Below are 14,570 nucleotides of genomic sequence, written 5' to 3' on the forward strand. Positions count from 1 at the left end.
ATTTATAAGATAAATTTCACATGCTACATTTACTAATACAAAAATTTTAAATTTTTTATGAACTTGCAATAATCTACAAAAAGAGACTCTACATTAGAAAAATGTGTAGAGTCTCATATCATTTTCTTATCACGTTATATGGCACGCTAAACATATTATCTCCATTATCTTCTATTTAGTGATTAAATTGTATATTGTGATGCCTTTCACTACTTAATTAATCGTTATAACTTTCGTAAATATGCAGTAAATGTGCATAAGCACTTCCTGCTTTTAAAGCCGCTGTAACTAGTATTGCTTCAGCAATTTGTTCCTCTGACACCCCTAGTTTCATTGCATTATTTGTGTGGGAATTGATGCTTTGTGTACAGTGGATTGCATGAGCAACTGCGATAGCAAGCAGTTCTTTAAATCCATCAGTTAAAAAACCTTTTCCCATGACAACTTGAGAAAAATTAAAGTATGGTTGAAGTTTCGCTTTGAATGACTCTGTTTTATCATTCAAAGAATGTTCATGTTGATTTAAGGTTGTCTCTGCTTCAACTGCCATTACAACAAATATTGCCTCTATAAGTTCTTCTTGACATGCTCCTGCAATCTTTGCTTTTTTTGTATGAACATCTATACAATAGGGACATTTTGTGACATGGGCAATGGCGACTGCAATGATTTCCTTTTCTTTTTTCGTTAATGCCCCTGGTTTAAAAACCGTTCCATCAAATCTAGAAAAGGCTTTAAACTGTTCGGGCGCAAATTCTTTTAATTTCTTCATGTAATGATTTTTATTTTTTTCATAATAACTAGTCATTCAAATTGCTCCTTTATATTCGTAATAGAAAAATAACATAGCAGAAAATGAAATTCGAAATTGCAGAATTTTTATCAATTTAACATAAATTTTATGAATATCGGAATATTTCACTATTTCTTATAAAAATATTGTTCGATTTTATGGAAAAGAGTATATAATCAAACTATATTGCAATTTCAAGGAGTGTTTATCGTGAGTACAAACAAACGTGCATACAATTTTAATGCAGGACCTTCAGCATTACCCCTAGAAGTATTAGAAAAAGCACAACAAGAACTAGTAAACTATAACGGATCTGGCATGTCCATTATGGAAATGAGCCATCGAAGTAAAGATTACGATGAAGTTCATAACAATGCAATCAACCGTTTGAAAAAGCTCCTTTCCATACCTGATAATTACGAAATTCTCTTTTTACAAGGTGGAGCAAGTCTTCAATTCTCGATGATTCCAATGAACTTCTTAACAAAAGACAAAACAGCTAGCTATATTTTAACAGGATCTTGGTCAGAAAAAGCTTTGAAAGAGGCAACACTATTCGGTAATGCAGTGGTAGCGTCTAGTACGAAAGACAATGAATATCGAAATATTCCAAGTATTGAAGATATTCAATTTAATGCAAGCGATGCATATGTTCACCTTACATCCAACAATACAATTTATGGAACACAATGGAAAGAATTCCCGAATACAGGAGATGTTCCATTAATTGCGGATATGTCAAGCGACATTTTATCTCGCTCGATCGATGTGAATCAGTTTGGCATTATTTATGCAGGTGCTCAAAAGAATTTAGGACCTTCTGGTGTGACGGTAGTCATCATTCGCAAAGATTTAATTGAACAAGCAAATTCAGAAATACCGACTATGTTAAAATATAAAACACATGCGGATAAAAATTCTTTATATAATACTCCTCCAACATTTGGTATTTACATGTTAGGAGAAGTTTTAAACTGGGTTGAAAATCAAGGCGGACTTGAGACAATTCAGAAACGCAACGAAGAAAAAGCAAAATATATCTATGATGTTATTGATAAAAGCAATGGATTTTATAAAGGACATGCGGAACCAAATAGCCGTTCTCTCATGAATATTACGTTCCGATTAGCTGATGAGGAATTAGAAAAGCAATTTTTAGCTGATGCAAAAGCTGCTGGTTTTGTCGGGTTAAACGGCCACCGCTCTGTTGGTGGTTGTCGAGCATCTACATATAATGCCGTACCAATAGAAGCTTGCATAGCTTTACGCGATTTCATGTACGAATTCCAAAAGAAGCATCAATAAATAATTAATTATAAAAAGCGAATTGGAAAACACATCGGTTTCTCAATTCGCTTTTTTATATACTTATTTTACTTCCCCTATTCTAAAATTTTAAAGAAAATAAGTCAGGTAAGTATTAGCAACCCTTTATAGGAAGTACGTGTATTAATTTGAGTTGTTGTGTTATTTGGTGCGAGGATTTGTTAAATTATCAATGGATTATTTAGAACCATGTTAAAAAAGAATATTATACGTTAATGCCTCTAGATTAACATCAAAAAATGGTGATTCAAAAATTTAATAATCGAGTAGGAGGGAGCGATTAACTCCCGTCCTCTCACACCACCGTACGTACGGTTCCGTATACGGCGGTTCAATTAAGATGATTGACGCAAGTCTTTATAACTTCCGTGAATAGCTGTTCTCTTTATGCCAGTGGTCACTCCACCCTCCAAGAGGTCTCCCACGGGATTCACCGCTTCCTTCCTCAAGTGAGGTACTACGTTTTCTGTGTTCATCATGACTCACTGAATGCCAAGGGCTATTCTCTCTTAATTGTTCGGTCCTTCTTAGTAGTTCTAAACCAACTAATACTATGACCTCTGCTGACTTCTGACGGTTCAGCTACTTATCACTAAGTAGGTTATGAAGCGTACTTCACATATCCGCCAGACCTCCCCGGGTAAGAATGTAATCTTTCCTTCCATCTATCTGCTTCATTTACTCTGTACCACCTTTGGCAGAAAGGACTTTGTTTTGTTTAGCAAACTCATCCAATGATACCTAGCCTTATATGAAGTTCGTGTTCCTCAGACCGGAAGTTTGCCGCTCGCTTCCTTCAGATTCCGCGTCACCACGGACACCCTTGCGTTAAGCTAACTGTTACTTCTGCCTTCACAGTTCGGGACTTACACCCTATAGATTACACCCATGCCAGGCGCACTAAAAAACGAGGCTGTAAATTTTCAACAGCCTCGTTTTACTTACGTAAGCAATTAATATGCTCTTCCGAACCATACTGTATGTTTTGCTTCTTTTCCACAATGAATGCAAGTGTGTTTCGTTGTAGGTGGGTTGAATGGAATATTGCGTGAAGTAAATTTTGTTTCTTCTTTTACTTTAGCTTCACATGCATCATCTCCGCACCAACCTGCAAGTACCCATCCTGGAATTGTTCCGTTTTTCTCGCTATTTTCAATATGTTCTTTTAATTGATCTAACGTATCAATATGCAAATGAGAATTTGCATCTCGGAAAGCTTTTGCTTTATCGTATAGACGTTTTTGCATTGTTTGTAATTCTTTCTCTACTGCTTCTACAACAGAATCAAGAGAAATTGTGATTTTTTCGTCTTCATCTCTAGCTTTTAAGATTGCTTGGTTGTTTTCTAAATCACGTGGTCCTAGCTCGATCCGAACAGGTACTCCTTTTAACTCCCACTCATTGAATTTAAATCCTGGTGATTGATCAGTATCATCTAATCGTACTCGAATCCCTTTATCTTTTAGAGCCTTAAAGATTTCATCTAATTTTTCAATGATTGCAGGATTTTTCTTCCATGGTCCAACAGGAATTAAAATTACTTGTGTTGGTGCAATTTTTGGCGGTAAAACTAATCCTTTTTCATCACCATGAACCATGATAACAGAACCGATTAAACGAGTAGATGTTCCCCATGATGTTGTATGGACGTGTACGTGTTTATTTTCTCGGTTTAAGTATTTAATGTTGAACGCTTCAGCAAATTTTGTTCCCAAATAGTGACTAGTACCTGCTTGTACGGCTTTACCATCTTTCATCATTGCTTCGATGGAGTACGTATCAACTGCACCTGCAAAACGTTCAGACGGTGTTTTTTGTCCATCATACACAGGGATGGCCAATACATTTTCTACAACATCTTTATAAATATTGAGCATCTGCATTGTTTCTTTGCGAGCATCTTCTTCATCTTCATGAGCTGTATGACCTTCCTGCCATAAAAACTCAGAAGTACGAATAAATGGAAGAGTCTTCTTTTCCCAACGGAAAACGTTAGCCCATTGGTTAATTAGTACTGGCAAATCACGATAGGATTTAATCCAATTGGAATATAAATGACCAATCATCGTTTCTGAAGTTGGTCTAAGTGCTAAACGTTCTTCTAGCTTTTCACCGGCAGCTTCTGTCACCCATGGTAGTTCTGGAGAGAAACCTTCAATATGATCTTTTTCTTTTTGGAAGAAAGATTCAGGTATTAACATTGGAAAATATGCATTACGATGACCCGTTTCTTTAAAACGTTTATCCATTTCAGACTGGATATGCTCCCAAAGTTCATAGCCATCCGGTTTAAATGCGATACACCCACGAACCGGCGTATAATCCATTAAATCTGCTTTTTGAATTGTGTCGATATACCATTTTGTAAAATCGTTCGTTTGTTGCGACATAGTCATCCTCCTTACAACAAAATAGCGTAAAGATGCCCGATTAAGGACGCCTTTACGCTGAATAGTAGTTCTCACCATCATACAACATACACTGATGTCGTTTCAGATATCCAATGAAATCAATGAAAAATTCGTCTTCTCCTTTTAAAGGCATTATGTGGTGATATAGCTCTCAGCGAATGCTATATTAACTGATTTTATTTGAAAAACGAATATTTATTTCTAATATAATGTACCAAATTAAAGCAATAAATACAATTACTATATAAAAATTTTGCTGAGGTAATGTTAAAAAGTTATACATTTGAAAACTTTTTTTCATCATTTAATATAGTTAAAAATTCTTGGACAATTCTGATAATATTCTCCTAAAAATTCGCAAAATTCAACCCTTTCAATTCTATGTAAAAATTTTGAAATGTTTGCAATAAAAAGATAGTTTTATCAATTATATGATGGGAAATTTCAATATATCCAAAATTTATTAAAAAATATATGAATAAAGTAGTATATTATTTTTTATTAATTTATGGTTTCATATAATCGGTAAATACTACTAGATTCGACAATCTTTAGTTCGAAGATTGTCATAATATGTAAATTGGAGGTTGAAAAATGAAAGTTTCCATTCGATGGAAAATTATTGGGATAGTACTTCTCGTCATTGTAATTGGTCTAGGTTCCCTATCAACAGTAAGTTCCATCTTAATATCATCTAAAACCGAAAATGCGGTCATCGATCAAAGTGAAGTACTAGTTAAAGAATTAACGAATTCCATTTCAACTTTTATTGATGGTTATGAAAAAAGTATTTTAAAAATGACTTCAGACCAAGGTGTATTAGATTATTATTATCACTCAACAACGTTTAATGATGAAGCTGATCAAGCTTTTCGCGAACAATTAAAAAAATATTTAACCATTTACAACTCTGCATCGTCCATTTACTTTACAGATGCAAACAAAATTATCACTGAACCGCATTTCGATGAAATTTTTGATTTAGATGTAAATACCCGTTCATGGTATACTGAAGCAATCGCAAACCCAAATGAAGTGTTATGGTCCCCTCCGTATGTAGATGCTTCAACCGGGGAATACGCGATTGCAGGTTCAAAAGCAGTAATGGAAGGAAATAAAGTTCTAGGTGTATTAGGAGTAGATATTTTACTATCAAGTTTGACTGAAGAAATTTCGAAAATCGATTTAGGCTTTGAAGGATATCCAATTATTTTCGATTCTTCGGGAGTTGCTATTGTTCACCCGACACTAACGGGGGAGAATTTAAGTAATTTAGAATTTGTTGAAAAGATTTTAAATGACGAAAATCAAAAAAATATTTTAAGAACGACAATTGATAATCAAGAAAATGTGATTGTTTATGAAAAAATTCCGACTTTAGGATGGACAGTTGGTGCTGTTTACAATGCAAAACAATTACATAGTACAGCAAATAGCATTCAAAATATGATTATTTTATTTACATTCATCATCTTAATCGCAATCTTTTTCGTACTGTATTTCACCATTTCAAAAATTATCAAACCAATTTATTCCTTATGTACATCTATGGAAAAAGTTGCACAAGGCGATTTAACTGTACATATCGATACGAAGAGACATGATGAAATTGGTGAATTAGCAAATCATTTCAATAACATGCTTGAAGAAATGAAAAAAATCATTGGAGTAGTTCAGTCATCTTCAAGACAAGTGGAAGATCGTTCTCATCACTTAAGCGCCCTTGCTGAAGAAACGAATGCTTCCAGTGTAGAAGTAACAAATGCTGTGCGAGAAATAGCTATAGGCGCCACACAATCAAGTGAAAACGCAGATCAAGTAACTGTATCATCTGGGAAATTAGGAGACAAAATTAATCAAATGACTGAGCAATCGAAAGCGCTCAAAGGAATTACAAATGAAGCGAATGAATTGAATATTGAAGGACAAGAGAAAATGGACAATTTATTAAATTCCTTTGAAAATTCGAAATCAGAATTACACAATATGTCTATCTCTGTGTCTTCACTGGAAGAAAAAATTCATGCGATTGAATCTGTGATGGATACAATTTCTGAAATTTCGCAACAAACGAATTTACTCGCTTTAAACGCAAGTATTGAAGCAGCTCGTGCAGGCGAACATGGTAAAGGATTTGCTGTTGTAGCAGAAGAAGTACGTAAACTTGCCGAACAATCGGCTAAAGCAACGGAACATGTCAAATCAACAATACATGAATTGCAGCAAGAAGCAATTTCCGTCGTTAAACAAATGAATGAAATGCAAGATACATTCAAAGAACAAGGAACAGTTGTTGAAAATACAAGTATACTATTCCAAAATCTATCATCGTTAATTTTAAATATGGAACATACTTTTAAAACTGTTACGGAAGAAATCGATAGTATCATAAAATATAAAGATCGAGTTGTGGAAACAATTGAGGAAATGTCCATGACAGCACAATCAACTGCAGCAGCTTGTGAGGAAGTAAGTGCTGCTAGCGATGAGCAATTAAGAGCAATACATTCTGTTGCTGAAGCTTCAGAAGAACTAAACGAATTAAGCAAAGAATTATCTCAAACTGTAAGCAGATTTAAAATATAAATCGAGTAGGAGGGAGCGATTAACTCCCGTCCTCTCACACCACCGTACGTACGGTTCCGTATACGGCGGTTCAATTAAGATGATTGACGCAAGTCTTTATAACTTCCGTGAATAGCTGTTCTCTTTATGCCAGTGGTCACTCCACCCTCCAAGAGGTCTCCCACGGGATTCACCGCTTCCTTCCTCAAGTGAGGTACTACGTTTTCTGTGTTCATCATGACTCACTGAATGCCAAGGGCTATTCTCTCTTAATTGTTCGGTCCTTCTTAGTAGTTCTAAACCAACTAATACTATGACCTCTGCTGACTTCTGACGGTTCAGCTACTTATCACTAAGTAGGTTATGAAGCGTACTTCACATATCCGCCAGACCTCCCCGGGTAAGAATGTAATCTTTCCTTCCATCTATCTGCTTCATTTACTCTGTACCACCTTTGGCAGAAAGGACTTTGTTTTGTTTAGCAAACTCATCCAATGATACCTAGCCTTATATGAAGTTCGTGTTCCTCAGACCGGAAGTTTGCCGCTCGCTTCCTTCAGATTCCGCGTCACCACGGACACCCTTGCGTTAAGCTAACTGTTACTTCTGCCTTCACAGTTCGGGACTTACACCCTATAGATTACACCCATGCCAGGCGCACTAATAAAAGGAGCTAACTTAAACCAGTTAGCTCCTTTTTAATTTCATTATTTATTATACTTGATGAGCTTCTTCCCGTTTACCGAAGATTAGCTTTAATAATGGTGGAGTTACTAAAGTCGTAATAATGATGACTACAATCATTGCGCCATAAAACTCTTGAGATAATATGCCGCCAGTTAGTCCAATGGAAGCTAAGATTAATGCAACTTCTCCTCGGGAAATCATACCTGCTCCTATACCTGCGGAGGATTTCCAACCAAAGCCACAAACTTTTGCTCCAAGACCGCAACCGATAAATTTTGAAAGCACGGCAATAATAGAAAATACAATAATAAATACAATTTGATCTCCAATTCCATCAAAGCTCATTGGTAAACCAATGTTAATAAAGAAGAACGGTACAAAGATGCCATATGCAATTGGTGAAACACCGTGTTCAACTTCTTTTGCATATTTTGTTCTACTAATAGCAACCCCCATGAAATATGTACCGATAATGCCTGATACCCCAAGGAAATCAGCAAAATAAGCGAAGGCAAACAATAATATTAACCCCGCAGTAACAATCGGTTCAGTAATTTTAAATCCTTCAAAGAGATGCATAAACTTCGGCACAAGATATTTTCCAACAAAGTAAATGACAATAAAGAAGATAATTTGCTGTGCAATGACCCAAGCAATATTTGTATCCGAGCCCACAAAAAATCCAATTGCAACAGCAATGAGAATTACTACAATTACATCATCGAGAACCGCTGCTCCAAGTAATGTAGCTCCTTCTCTACTATTTAACCATCCAATTTCCCGCAATGTTTGAACGGAAATACTTACGCTCGTTGCAGCAAGTAATAATCCTAAAAAAATACCTTCAGATGTAGGAATACCAAATAGTGGAGAAGCGCCCCACCCCATTAAAATTGGCATTACTACTCCTAAAATTGCTACAAGAGTTGCCGCTTTCACATTTTTATTTAAACTTTCCAAGTCTGTTTCAAGTCCAGCAAGGAACATTAATAATAATACTCCGATTTCACTGAACACATGAATTAATTCCGTTTGTTCTATCCATCCAAGAACAGCCGGCCCGAGAATGATCCCCGCAATAATTTTACCTAATACGGATGGTTGTCCTAGGCGAATGCTGATTTGACCAGCTATTTTCGCAACGAGCAACACGAGTACAATTTGTAAAATAAATTCAAATACATCCACAATAGTTACCCCCTTGTTGTAATAATAGATGGATGCAAAAAAAAAGACATGGTGGTAGCCTTGTTGACAGACTCCACCATGTTTTGCTCCATATTCAAATACGTTTACTATTATAAACGAATTATATTATTATGTAAATTCCTTTTTTTCAGTTTATTTTTAAATTTTGTTATTCTATTTTGAGAAAAGTTACGATAGAATTACTTATTGTTATGATGTTACTTTCCCTTAAATTGCTGGACTGTCTGACTGCGATTATTGCTATTGCATATAGCGGAAATGACTGCTACTCCGTCAGCTCCTGCTTCTAATACCATATGTGCATTGAATGGAGTAATCCCTCCAATTCCGACAATTGGGAAATTCGGATACATTTTCCTTGCGTCCTTTAAAAAATCAACCCCAGCTGGCTTTTTGGCATCAGGCTTCGATTTCGTCTCGAAAATTGGACCAATCCCTACATAATCTGCCCCTCCTTCGACAGCTTTCACCATTTCTTCTTTATTATGAACGGAAACACCAATTATTTTGTGTTGAAACTTTTCGCGAATTTCTTCTATCGGTGTATCATCTTGACCAACGTGAATGCCATCTGCGTCGATTTTTAATGCAAGATCCACATCATCATTCACAATAAAAGGAACTCCATATTGCTTACAAAGGGATCGACATGCTCTTGCAAATTGTTCTAATTCTTTTCCCATTAACGGTTCATTTCCTTTTTCCCTTAGTTGAAAAATCGTAATACCTGCTTTTAAAGCATCTTCTAGCACTGATAGTGGGGACTCATTATTACAATTTTCCGTACCCATTATGAAGTAAACAGCTAAATCCGTTCTATTCAACAATTTCCACCTCTACATTAGCACCAAAACGGTGAGCAAAGTGATTTGTTGGGCCATGTCCACGTCCGATATTTAGTGGATTTTCAATTGCAATTTGAACAAATTTTTTCGCTTCGATAACGGACTCTTTTAACGAAAGCCCCTTACCTAAATTTGCTGTAATAGCTGCAGAAAAAGTACACCCTGTTCCATGGGTATGTTTCGTATCAATTCGTTTTGATTTTAATTGAAAGAAAGAGCCGTCTTGAAAAAAGACCGTATCAACAGCAGATGGACCTTCCAAATGTCCGCCTTTCATTACTACACAATTAACACCAAGTTGCAAAATCTTTGCTGCTGCTTGTTGAATGTCATCTGCTGTTTCAATTTTCATACCTGTGATTGTCTCAGCTTCTGGAATATTAGGCGTTAATACGGTTGCTATTGGCAATAATTCATTTTTCATCGCTTGTACGGCCTCTTCTTGCAATAACGCTTGCCCACCTTTTGCAATCATCACTGGATCAACGACTATTTGAATATTTTTATCTATTAAATTTTTTGCAATCGTTTTAATAATATCTGCAGAAAATAACATACCTGTTTTTAATGCTTTCACTTCAAAATCTTGTAAAACTGTATTCAATTGTTGTTCCACAAATTCAGACGTTGCAGGATAAATACCTTCTACGCCTAATGTATTTTGAGCAGTCAATGCGGTAATGACAGATGTACCAAAAACATTTAGCTCCTGAAATGTTTTTAAATCCGCTTGAATGCCAGCTCCCCCGCCGCTATCTGAACCAGCAATTGTCAAGACAATATTCACAGTTATTCACCTCTTGAAATTTGATGTAATCCATTTAATATTTCAACTTGGAAGGAACCAAGGTATTTTTCTTTCGAAGCATTTTCAGCGACTTTTTTATAGTCAGCTAATACATTTCGAATATTTTCAAGTTTTCCTCCATCCAACGTTAATGCTGCAGCACAAATAGCACTTAATAAACAACCTGTTCCTGTAACTTGAGTCATTAACTCATGGCCACCACTAACTGGATAGTGTTCTATACCGTCAGTCACGAAATCTTCTTTTCCAGATACAGCGACAATTGCACCATACTTTTGAGCAGTTTCCTTAGCAACAAGGGTAATATCCATTTCTCCTTCTCCACTATCAACTCCTTTTGCTTGCCAATTAATTCCCGCAATTGCTGCTAATTCTCCAGCATTACATCGGATTAAATCAAATTTAATCTCTTTTAATAAATTTTTTGTAATTTCTTTACGATATGTTGTAGCCCCCGCCCCGACAGGATCAAGCACGACAGGAATGTTTAGTTCATTTGCTTTTTTGCCAGCTAATATCATTGCTTCTACTGAATTTTTATTTAATGTACCAATATTAATTAATAATCCGTTTGCAATAGCGACCATGTCTTCTACATCCAATGGCTCATCTGACATAACTGGTGAAGCTCCAATTGCAAGCAAACCATTTGCAGTAAAATTCGTTACAACGGTATTTGTAATACAATGAATTAATGGATTTTTTTTTCTTATTTTGATTAAGCTCATATATATCCTCCTATAATTGTAAAAATTTATGTAAAGAAAAAAGCTCCTTTGCACGGCGCAAAAGAGCTTTGAAAATAGAACACAATCTTTCATTGCTCCCTACGGCAGTGCTAACTGCATCAGGTTCTAAGGGTTAGGTGATATCACCTTCTCAGGCACTTGGCCACCCCTGCAATTATCATATGAAATAAAAAAACTCTCCAAGTTTGGAGAGCAACAATACACATAATCATAATAAAATTCATACGATAAGGTATTTTGCTCCCTACGGCAGTACTAGCTGCATCAGGTTCTAAGGGTTAGGTGATATCACCTTCTCAGGCACTTAGGCCACCCCTGCAAAATTTAATAAATTTTTTGTTGTTATGAAAATTATAACACATTTTCATTTTATTTTTTCAAATAATTTAATAGAATTTAAAAAGATTGCTAGATAAAACAGCTAAATCACTTAAATTCTAGATTGAATGTCACAAGTTTTTCTCGATTAATCTAACTCTATTTTTCCTTCAATTATGGTATTATTCAATGCTTGAGTTGCTAATCGATCGGCTTCTTCATTCCCTTTTCGCGAAACTAATTTAAATTCAGATTTGATTCCTAGTTGATTTAATTTTTCATCAATTTTATTCGCCCAATTTGTTAATTCTTTTTCATAAATAGGCCATTCTCCACTCATTTGATTAATAACAACCTGTGAATCACCAATGAATCGAACAGTTTGATGATGAACGCCTATCATTTCTAACTCTAGAATACTTCCGTATAAAGCCGCATATTCCGCTTCATTATTAGATTTTAAGCCAAGTTGCATTAAATTTTTTCTAGTTCGATAAGATTTTCCGTTTTGTTCAAAATATATGGCAAATCCTAAACCGGCTTTTTGACTTTCTAAATCATAACCACCATCAAAATACACTGTCACATTGGATGGCTCAGTTTCGATTTCCTTTAAATATTTTTTTATTTCTTTAACAGACCATGTACTGTCATATTGATCAATAAAGGTCATATGTTTTACTTTTCCGGTTTTCTTTAATTCTTCTGCAATCAATAGGGCTTGAACTGGCGGCATTTCATCTGATCGAAAAGTTGTTTCCAATCCTTTATGATGATACGTCCATTCAATGGTTATTTTCATGAATATAACCTCCCTGTTCCTGTTTACTTCAACAATTCGATATGTGCACTAATGTAGGCTTTGGTTTTTAATTTTTTTTATGAAATGTAATCGAACATAACGAAACTTCAATCGCTTAATTCGATTATACATGATACGAAAAGATGAGCGGATGTTTGAATAATCTTCAATGAAATCGAGAATGACATGTTCAATCATAATGAAGAACCATAATGTAAGGAAAAGAACAAGGATTACACCATCAAATAATTTTGTGACTATCAAGTAATATGAATAGAAGAAGTATTTAATCGTTATAAAGATGAAGCTAACTGTGATGATAACTATTGGAATATATCGAAACAACAAAGTTTTTTTTGTGAAAACCATAAGGAGAAAACTTACAATACAACAAATCAAGACAAATATTACAGTTAACATATTAATAATCATTCAATTCACCTCACTATGCAACTGGATGAAGGAAATTACCACTTTTTTAGTTATTTTTTTCCTTTAATATCAAAAATATTCAATAACGTGAGGCATTTTTAAAACAGTAATCATAAAACGATTTATGAGCTTAATTAACACAAAAAGGAGCGATACCGCCCCTTTTTCTTTAACCATTTAAAATTCTAAAAATCAAACCATAAAATATTCAACATATTTCACTACCGTCGCATAAATGATGTCTGAATTTTCAGTTTTATTTTTTCTGGACTTTAGAGAAAAAACGAAAACACCTAAGCGAGGGTAGTAAACATCCATTTTTTTACTATAACCTATGACTTGTGCAACAACGACTGGCAAACCTTTATGGGACGCCGTTTCCTTCGATTTTTCGTAACCAAATGTGAGCGGATTTCCACAAAGAAGCCTTCAAATAGCGACTAATTTGTAAGTAACTGCGTTCGCTATTCGTGTTCAGCTGAGCTAAAACATTCAGACAGTACACTATCATGGCTACGTACACTTGATTATGTACAGCTTGTTCACTGTGACCAAAAAACTTTTTAATGTTCAGATGTTGTTTCATCCATTTGAAAAAAAGTTCGATTGCCCAACGTGATTGGTAGATTTCTGCAATTTCATCTGCGTCAATGTCAAACCGATTTGTCAGTAAATGAAGCTCATTTCCTTTTGTATCATGCAATTTGAGTAAGCGAAACACGTTTTCAGAACGATTTTGTGGTGTTCCAATGACAACCATTTCATCAGAGAATACGGGTGAATCTTCTGGTAACGAAAAGGATTCTAACACTCGGACAACAGCGTTTTTACGCAAACGGGTCACAAAGAAATAGCCATCTTCCGTCATTTGATCAAAGCGCCCATAATCCAAGTAACCACGATCAAACACGTACATGCATTCTTTGTCATCCACGAATACTTCTAGTTGACCACGATCATGTTCGTTGGCATTCGTGAGTACGGCTTTATCTGGATAGGAGAGTCCTTTTTCCATAAAAACAAGTCGTAAGTGAAGCTTTACTCCTGATTTTGTTTTTCGAAACTCTGCCCACTTATGATTGGTCAAATTAAGCGGTAATGTACTCGAATCAATGATTTTCAAAGGCGTTGTCACTTTTCTTCTTGTTTGGAAATTGGTTTTCCGATGAATTTGTGCCACTAAATCGAGAAAAATCGTTTGAAAGAACTCAGTTGGGATGGTATTGATTCGTCTCCCTAACTGTGAAAAACTAATCGATTCCAATCCCGTTGCTCGTTGTAATTCTTCTAAAAAGACAGCGTCACTCAACGCCCGTAAACTCTCGGTTTCATGGAGTTGGGCATACAAAAGCAGTTTCATAAATGAAGCCATATAAAGCTTCTTGGTATAGTGATTTAATTGATGTGTTTTCACTAGGTCGTCAAATAATGGACGATTAATCGGTGAAAACCATTGTTCAAATGATGTTTTTCGTGTAAACTTATCCATGGTTTTGTCCTTTGTATTGGATTTGGATGGTTTACTACCACCCAACCATTATAAAGGATTTTTTTGTGTTTAGATTATATTTCAGAAAATTCGGTTTATTTGAAGGTCTTAAATTATTTTAATGCGACGCTAGTGA

At 35.3% G+C, this 14,570-nt stretch carries 12 protein-coding genes and 2 riboswitches; of the genes, 2 read left to right on the forward strand and 10 right to left on the reverse strand.

Features of this window, described 5'->3' with window-relative positions:
• Positions 1 to 217: 217 nt before the first annotated feature.
• Positions 218 to 808: a carboxymuconolactone decarboxylase family protein gene (locus NSQ18_RS14625; protein ID WP_016838034.1), complete on the reverse strand. Its 591-nt coding sequence runs from the start codon at positions 806 to 808 to the stop codon at positions 218 to 220.
• 192 nt (positions 809 to 1,000) lie between these two features.
• Here NSQ18_RS14625 and serC point away from each other — a divergent pair, with 192 nt between their 5' ends.
• Positions 1,001 to 2,098, forward strand: a complete 1,098-nt coding sequence (serC, locus tag NSQ18_RS14630; RefSeq protein WP_339289700.1) for a 3-phosphoserine/phosphohydroxythreonine transaminase — start codon at positions 1,001 to 1,003, stop codon at positions 2,096 to 2,098.
• Between the two features lie 356 nt (positions 2,099 to 2,454).
• Here the strand turns inward: serC and NSQ18_RS14635 are convergent, their stop codons facing one another.
• Together NSQ18_RS14635 and proS are read right to left on the reverse strand one after the other, a co-directional pair.
• Positions 2,455 to 2,598, reverse strand: a complete 144-nt coding sequence (locus NSQ18_RS14635) for a hypothetical protein (protein ID WP_172597779.1) — start codon at positions 2,596 to 2,598, stop codon at positions 2,455 to 2,457.
• A 474-nt stretch (positions 2,599 to 3,072) separates the two neighbouring features.
• Positions 3,073 to 4,509, reverse strand: coding sequence for a proline--tRNA ligase (gene proS, locus NSQ18_RS14640; protein ID WP_016839662.1), 1,437 nt, complete (start codon positions 4,507 to 4,509; stop codon positions 3,073 to 3,075).
• A 615-nt stretch (positions 4,510 to 5,124) separates the two neighbouring features.
• Here proS and NSQ18_RS14645 point away from each other — a divergent pair.
• Positions 5,125 to 7,116: a methyl-accepting chemotaxis protein gene (locus NSQ18_RS14645; RefSeq protein ID WP_016839661.1), complete on the forward strand. Its 1,992-nt coding sequence runs from the start codon at positions 5,125 to 5,127 to the stop codon at positions 7,114 to 7,116.
• Positions 7,117 to 7,190: 74 nt separating this feature from the next.
• On the opposite strand, the gene NSQ18_RS14650 is transcribed toward NSQ18_RS14645, so the two are convergent.
• The 7 genes from NSQ18_RS14650 to NSQ18_RS14680 all read right to left on the reverse strand — a co-directional run bounded on the left by NSQ18_RS14650 (position 7,191) and on the right by NSQ18_RS14680 (position 14,434).
• The gene (locus NSQ18_RS14650; protein ID WP_172597779.1) at positions 7,191 to 7,334 is read right to left on the reverse strand and encodes a hypothetical protein; all 144 of its coding nucleotides are present in this window, start codon (positions 7,332 to 7,334) and stop codon (positions 7,191 to 7,193) included.
• Positions 7,335 to 7,809: 475 nt separating this feature from the next.
• Positions 7,810 to 8,970 (reverse strand): cation:proton antiporter, encoded by a 1,161-nt coding sequence (locus NSQ18_RS14655; RefSeq protein WP_339288507.1) that lies wholly within the window; start codon positions 8,968 to 8,970, stop codon positions 7,810 to 7,812.
• A gap of 218 nt (positions 8,971 to 9,188) precedes the next feature.
• Positions 9,189 to 9,815, reverse strand: a complete 627-nt coding sequence (gene thiE / locus NSQ18_RS14660; protein ID WP_016837843.1) for a thiamine phosphate synthase — start codon at positions 9,813 to 9,815, stop codon at positions 9,189 to 9,191.
• Entirely contained in the window at positions 9,808 to 10,623 is an 816-nt protein-coding gene (thiD, locus tag NSQ18_RS14665; protein ID WP_339288509.1) for a bifunctional hydroxymethylpyrimidine kinase/phosphomethylpyrimidine kinase, read from the reverse strand. Before thiD ends, thiE begins: the two co-directional genes overlap by 8 nt.
• 2 nt (positions 10,624 to 10,625) lie before the next feature.
• Positions 10,626 to 11,372, reverse strand: coding sequence for a hydroxyethylthiazole kinase (gene thiM, locus NSQ18_RS14670; RefSeq protein WP_016837841.1), 747 nt, complete (start codon positions 11,370 to 11,372; stop codon positions 10,626 to 10,628).
• Positions 11,373 to 11,451: 79 nt separating this feature from the next.
• Positions 11,452 to 11,553: riboswitch (TPP riboswitch) on the reverse strand.
• A gap of 64 nt (positions 11,554 to 11,617) precedes the next feature.
• A riboswitch (TPP riboswitch) is annotated at positions 11,618 to 11,720 on the reverse strand.
• Between the two features lie 139 nt (positions 11,721 to 11,859).
• Complete coding sequence (locus NSQ18_RS14675) at positions 11,860 to 12,513, reverse strand: reverse transcriptase-like protein (RefSeq protein ID WP_339288511.1); 654 nt, start codon at positions 12,511 to 12,513, stop codon at positions 11,860 to 11,862.
• A 796-nt stretch (positions 12,514 to 13,309) separates the two neighbouring features.
• Positions 13,310 to 14,434 (reverse strand): IS4 family transposase, encoded by a 1,125-nt coding sequence (locus NSQ18_RS14680; protein WP_339287653.1) that lies wholly within the window; start codon positions 14,432 to 14,434, stop codon positions 13,310 to 13,312.
• Positions 14,435 to 14,570: the final 136 nt, after the last annotated feature.

The sequence above is a fragment of the Ureibacillus sp. FSL K6-0786 genome, from assembly GCF_037965165.1.
GTDB lineage: Bacteria > Bacillota > Bacilli > Bacillales_A > Planococcaceae > Ureibacillus > Ureibacillus thermosphaericus.

Bases quoted from the DNA above. Each gene is read 5' to 3' on its own strand.
- NSQ18_RS14625 (WP_016838034.1), bottom strand. From the start codon at position 808: ATGACTAGTTATTATGAAAAAAATAAAAATCATTACATGAAGAAATTA.
- NSQ18_RS14635 (WP_172597779.1), bottom strand. From the start codon at position 2,598: ATGATGAACACAGAAAACGTAGTACCTCACTTGAGGAAGGAAGCGGTG.
- proS (WP_016839662.1), bottom strand. From the start codon at position 4,509: ATGTCGCAACAAACGAACGATTTTACAAAATGGTATATCGACACAATT.
- NSQ18_RS14645 (WP_016839661.1), top strand. From the start codon at position 5,125: ATGAAAGTTTCCATTCGATGGAAAATTATTGGGATAGTACTTCTCGTC.
- NSQ18_RS14650 (WP_172597779.1), bottom strand. From the start codon at position 7,334: ATGATGAACACAGAAAACGTAGTACCTCACTTGAGGAAGGAAGCGGTG.
- thiM (WP_016837841.1), bottom strand. From the start codon at position 11,372: ATGAGCTTAATCAAAATAAGAAAAAAAAATCCATTAATTCATTGTATT.
- NSQ18_RS14675 (WP_339288511.1), bottom strand. From the start codon at position 12,513: ATGAAAATAACCATTGAATGGACGTATCATCATAAAGGATTGGAAACA.
- NSQ18_RS14680 (WP_339287653.1), bottom strand. From the start codon at position 14,434: ATGGATAAGTTTACACGAAAAACATCATTTGAACAATGGTTTTCACCG.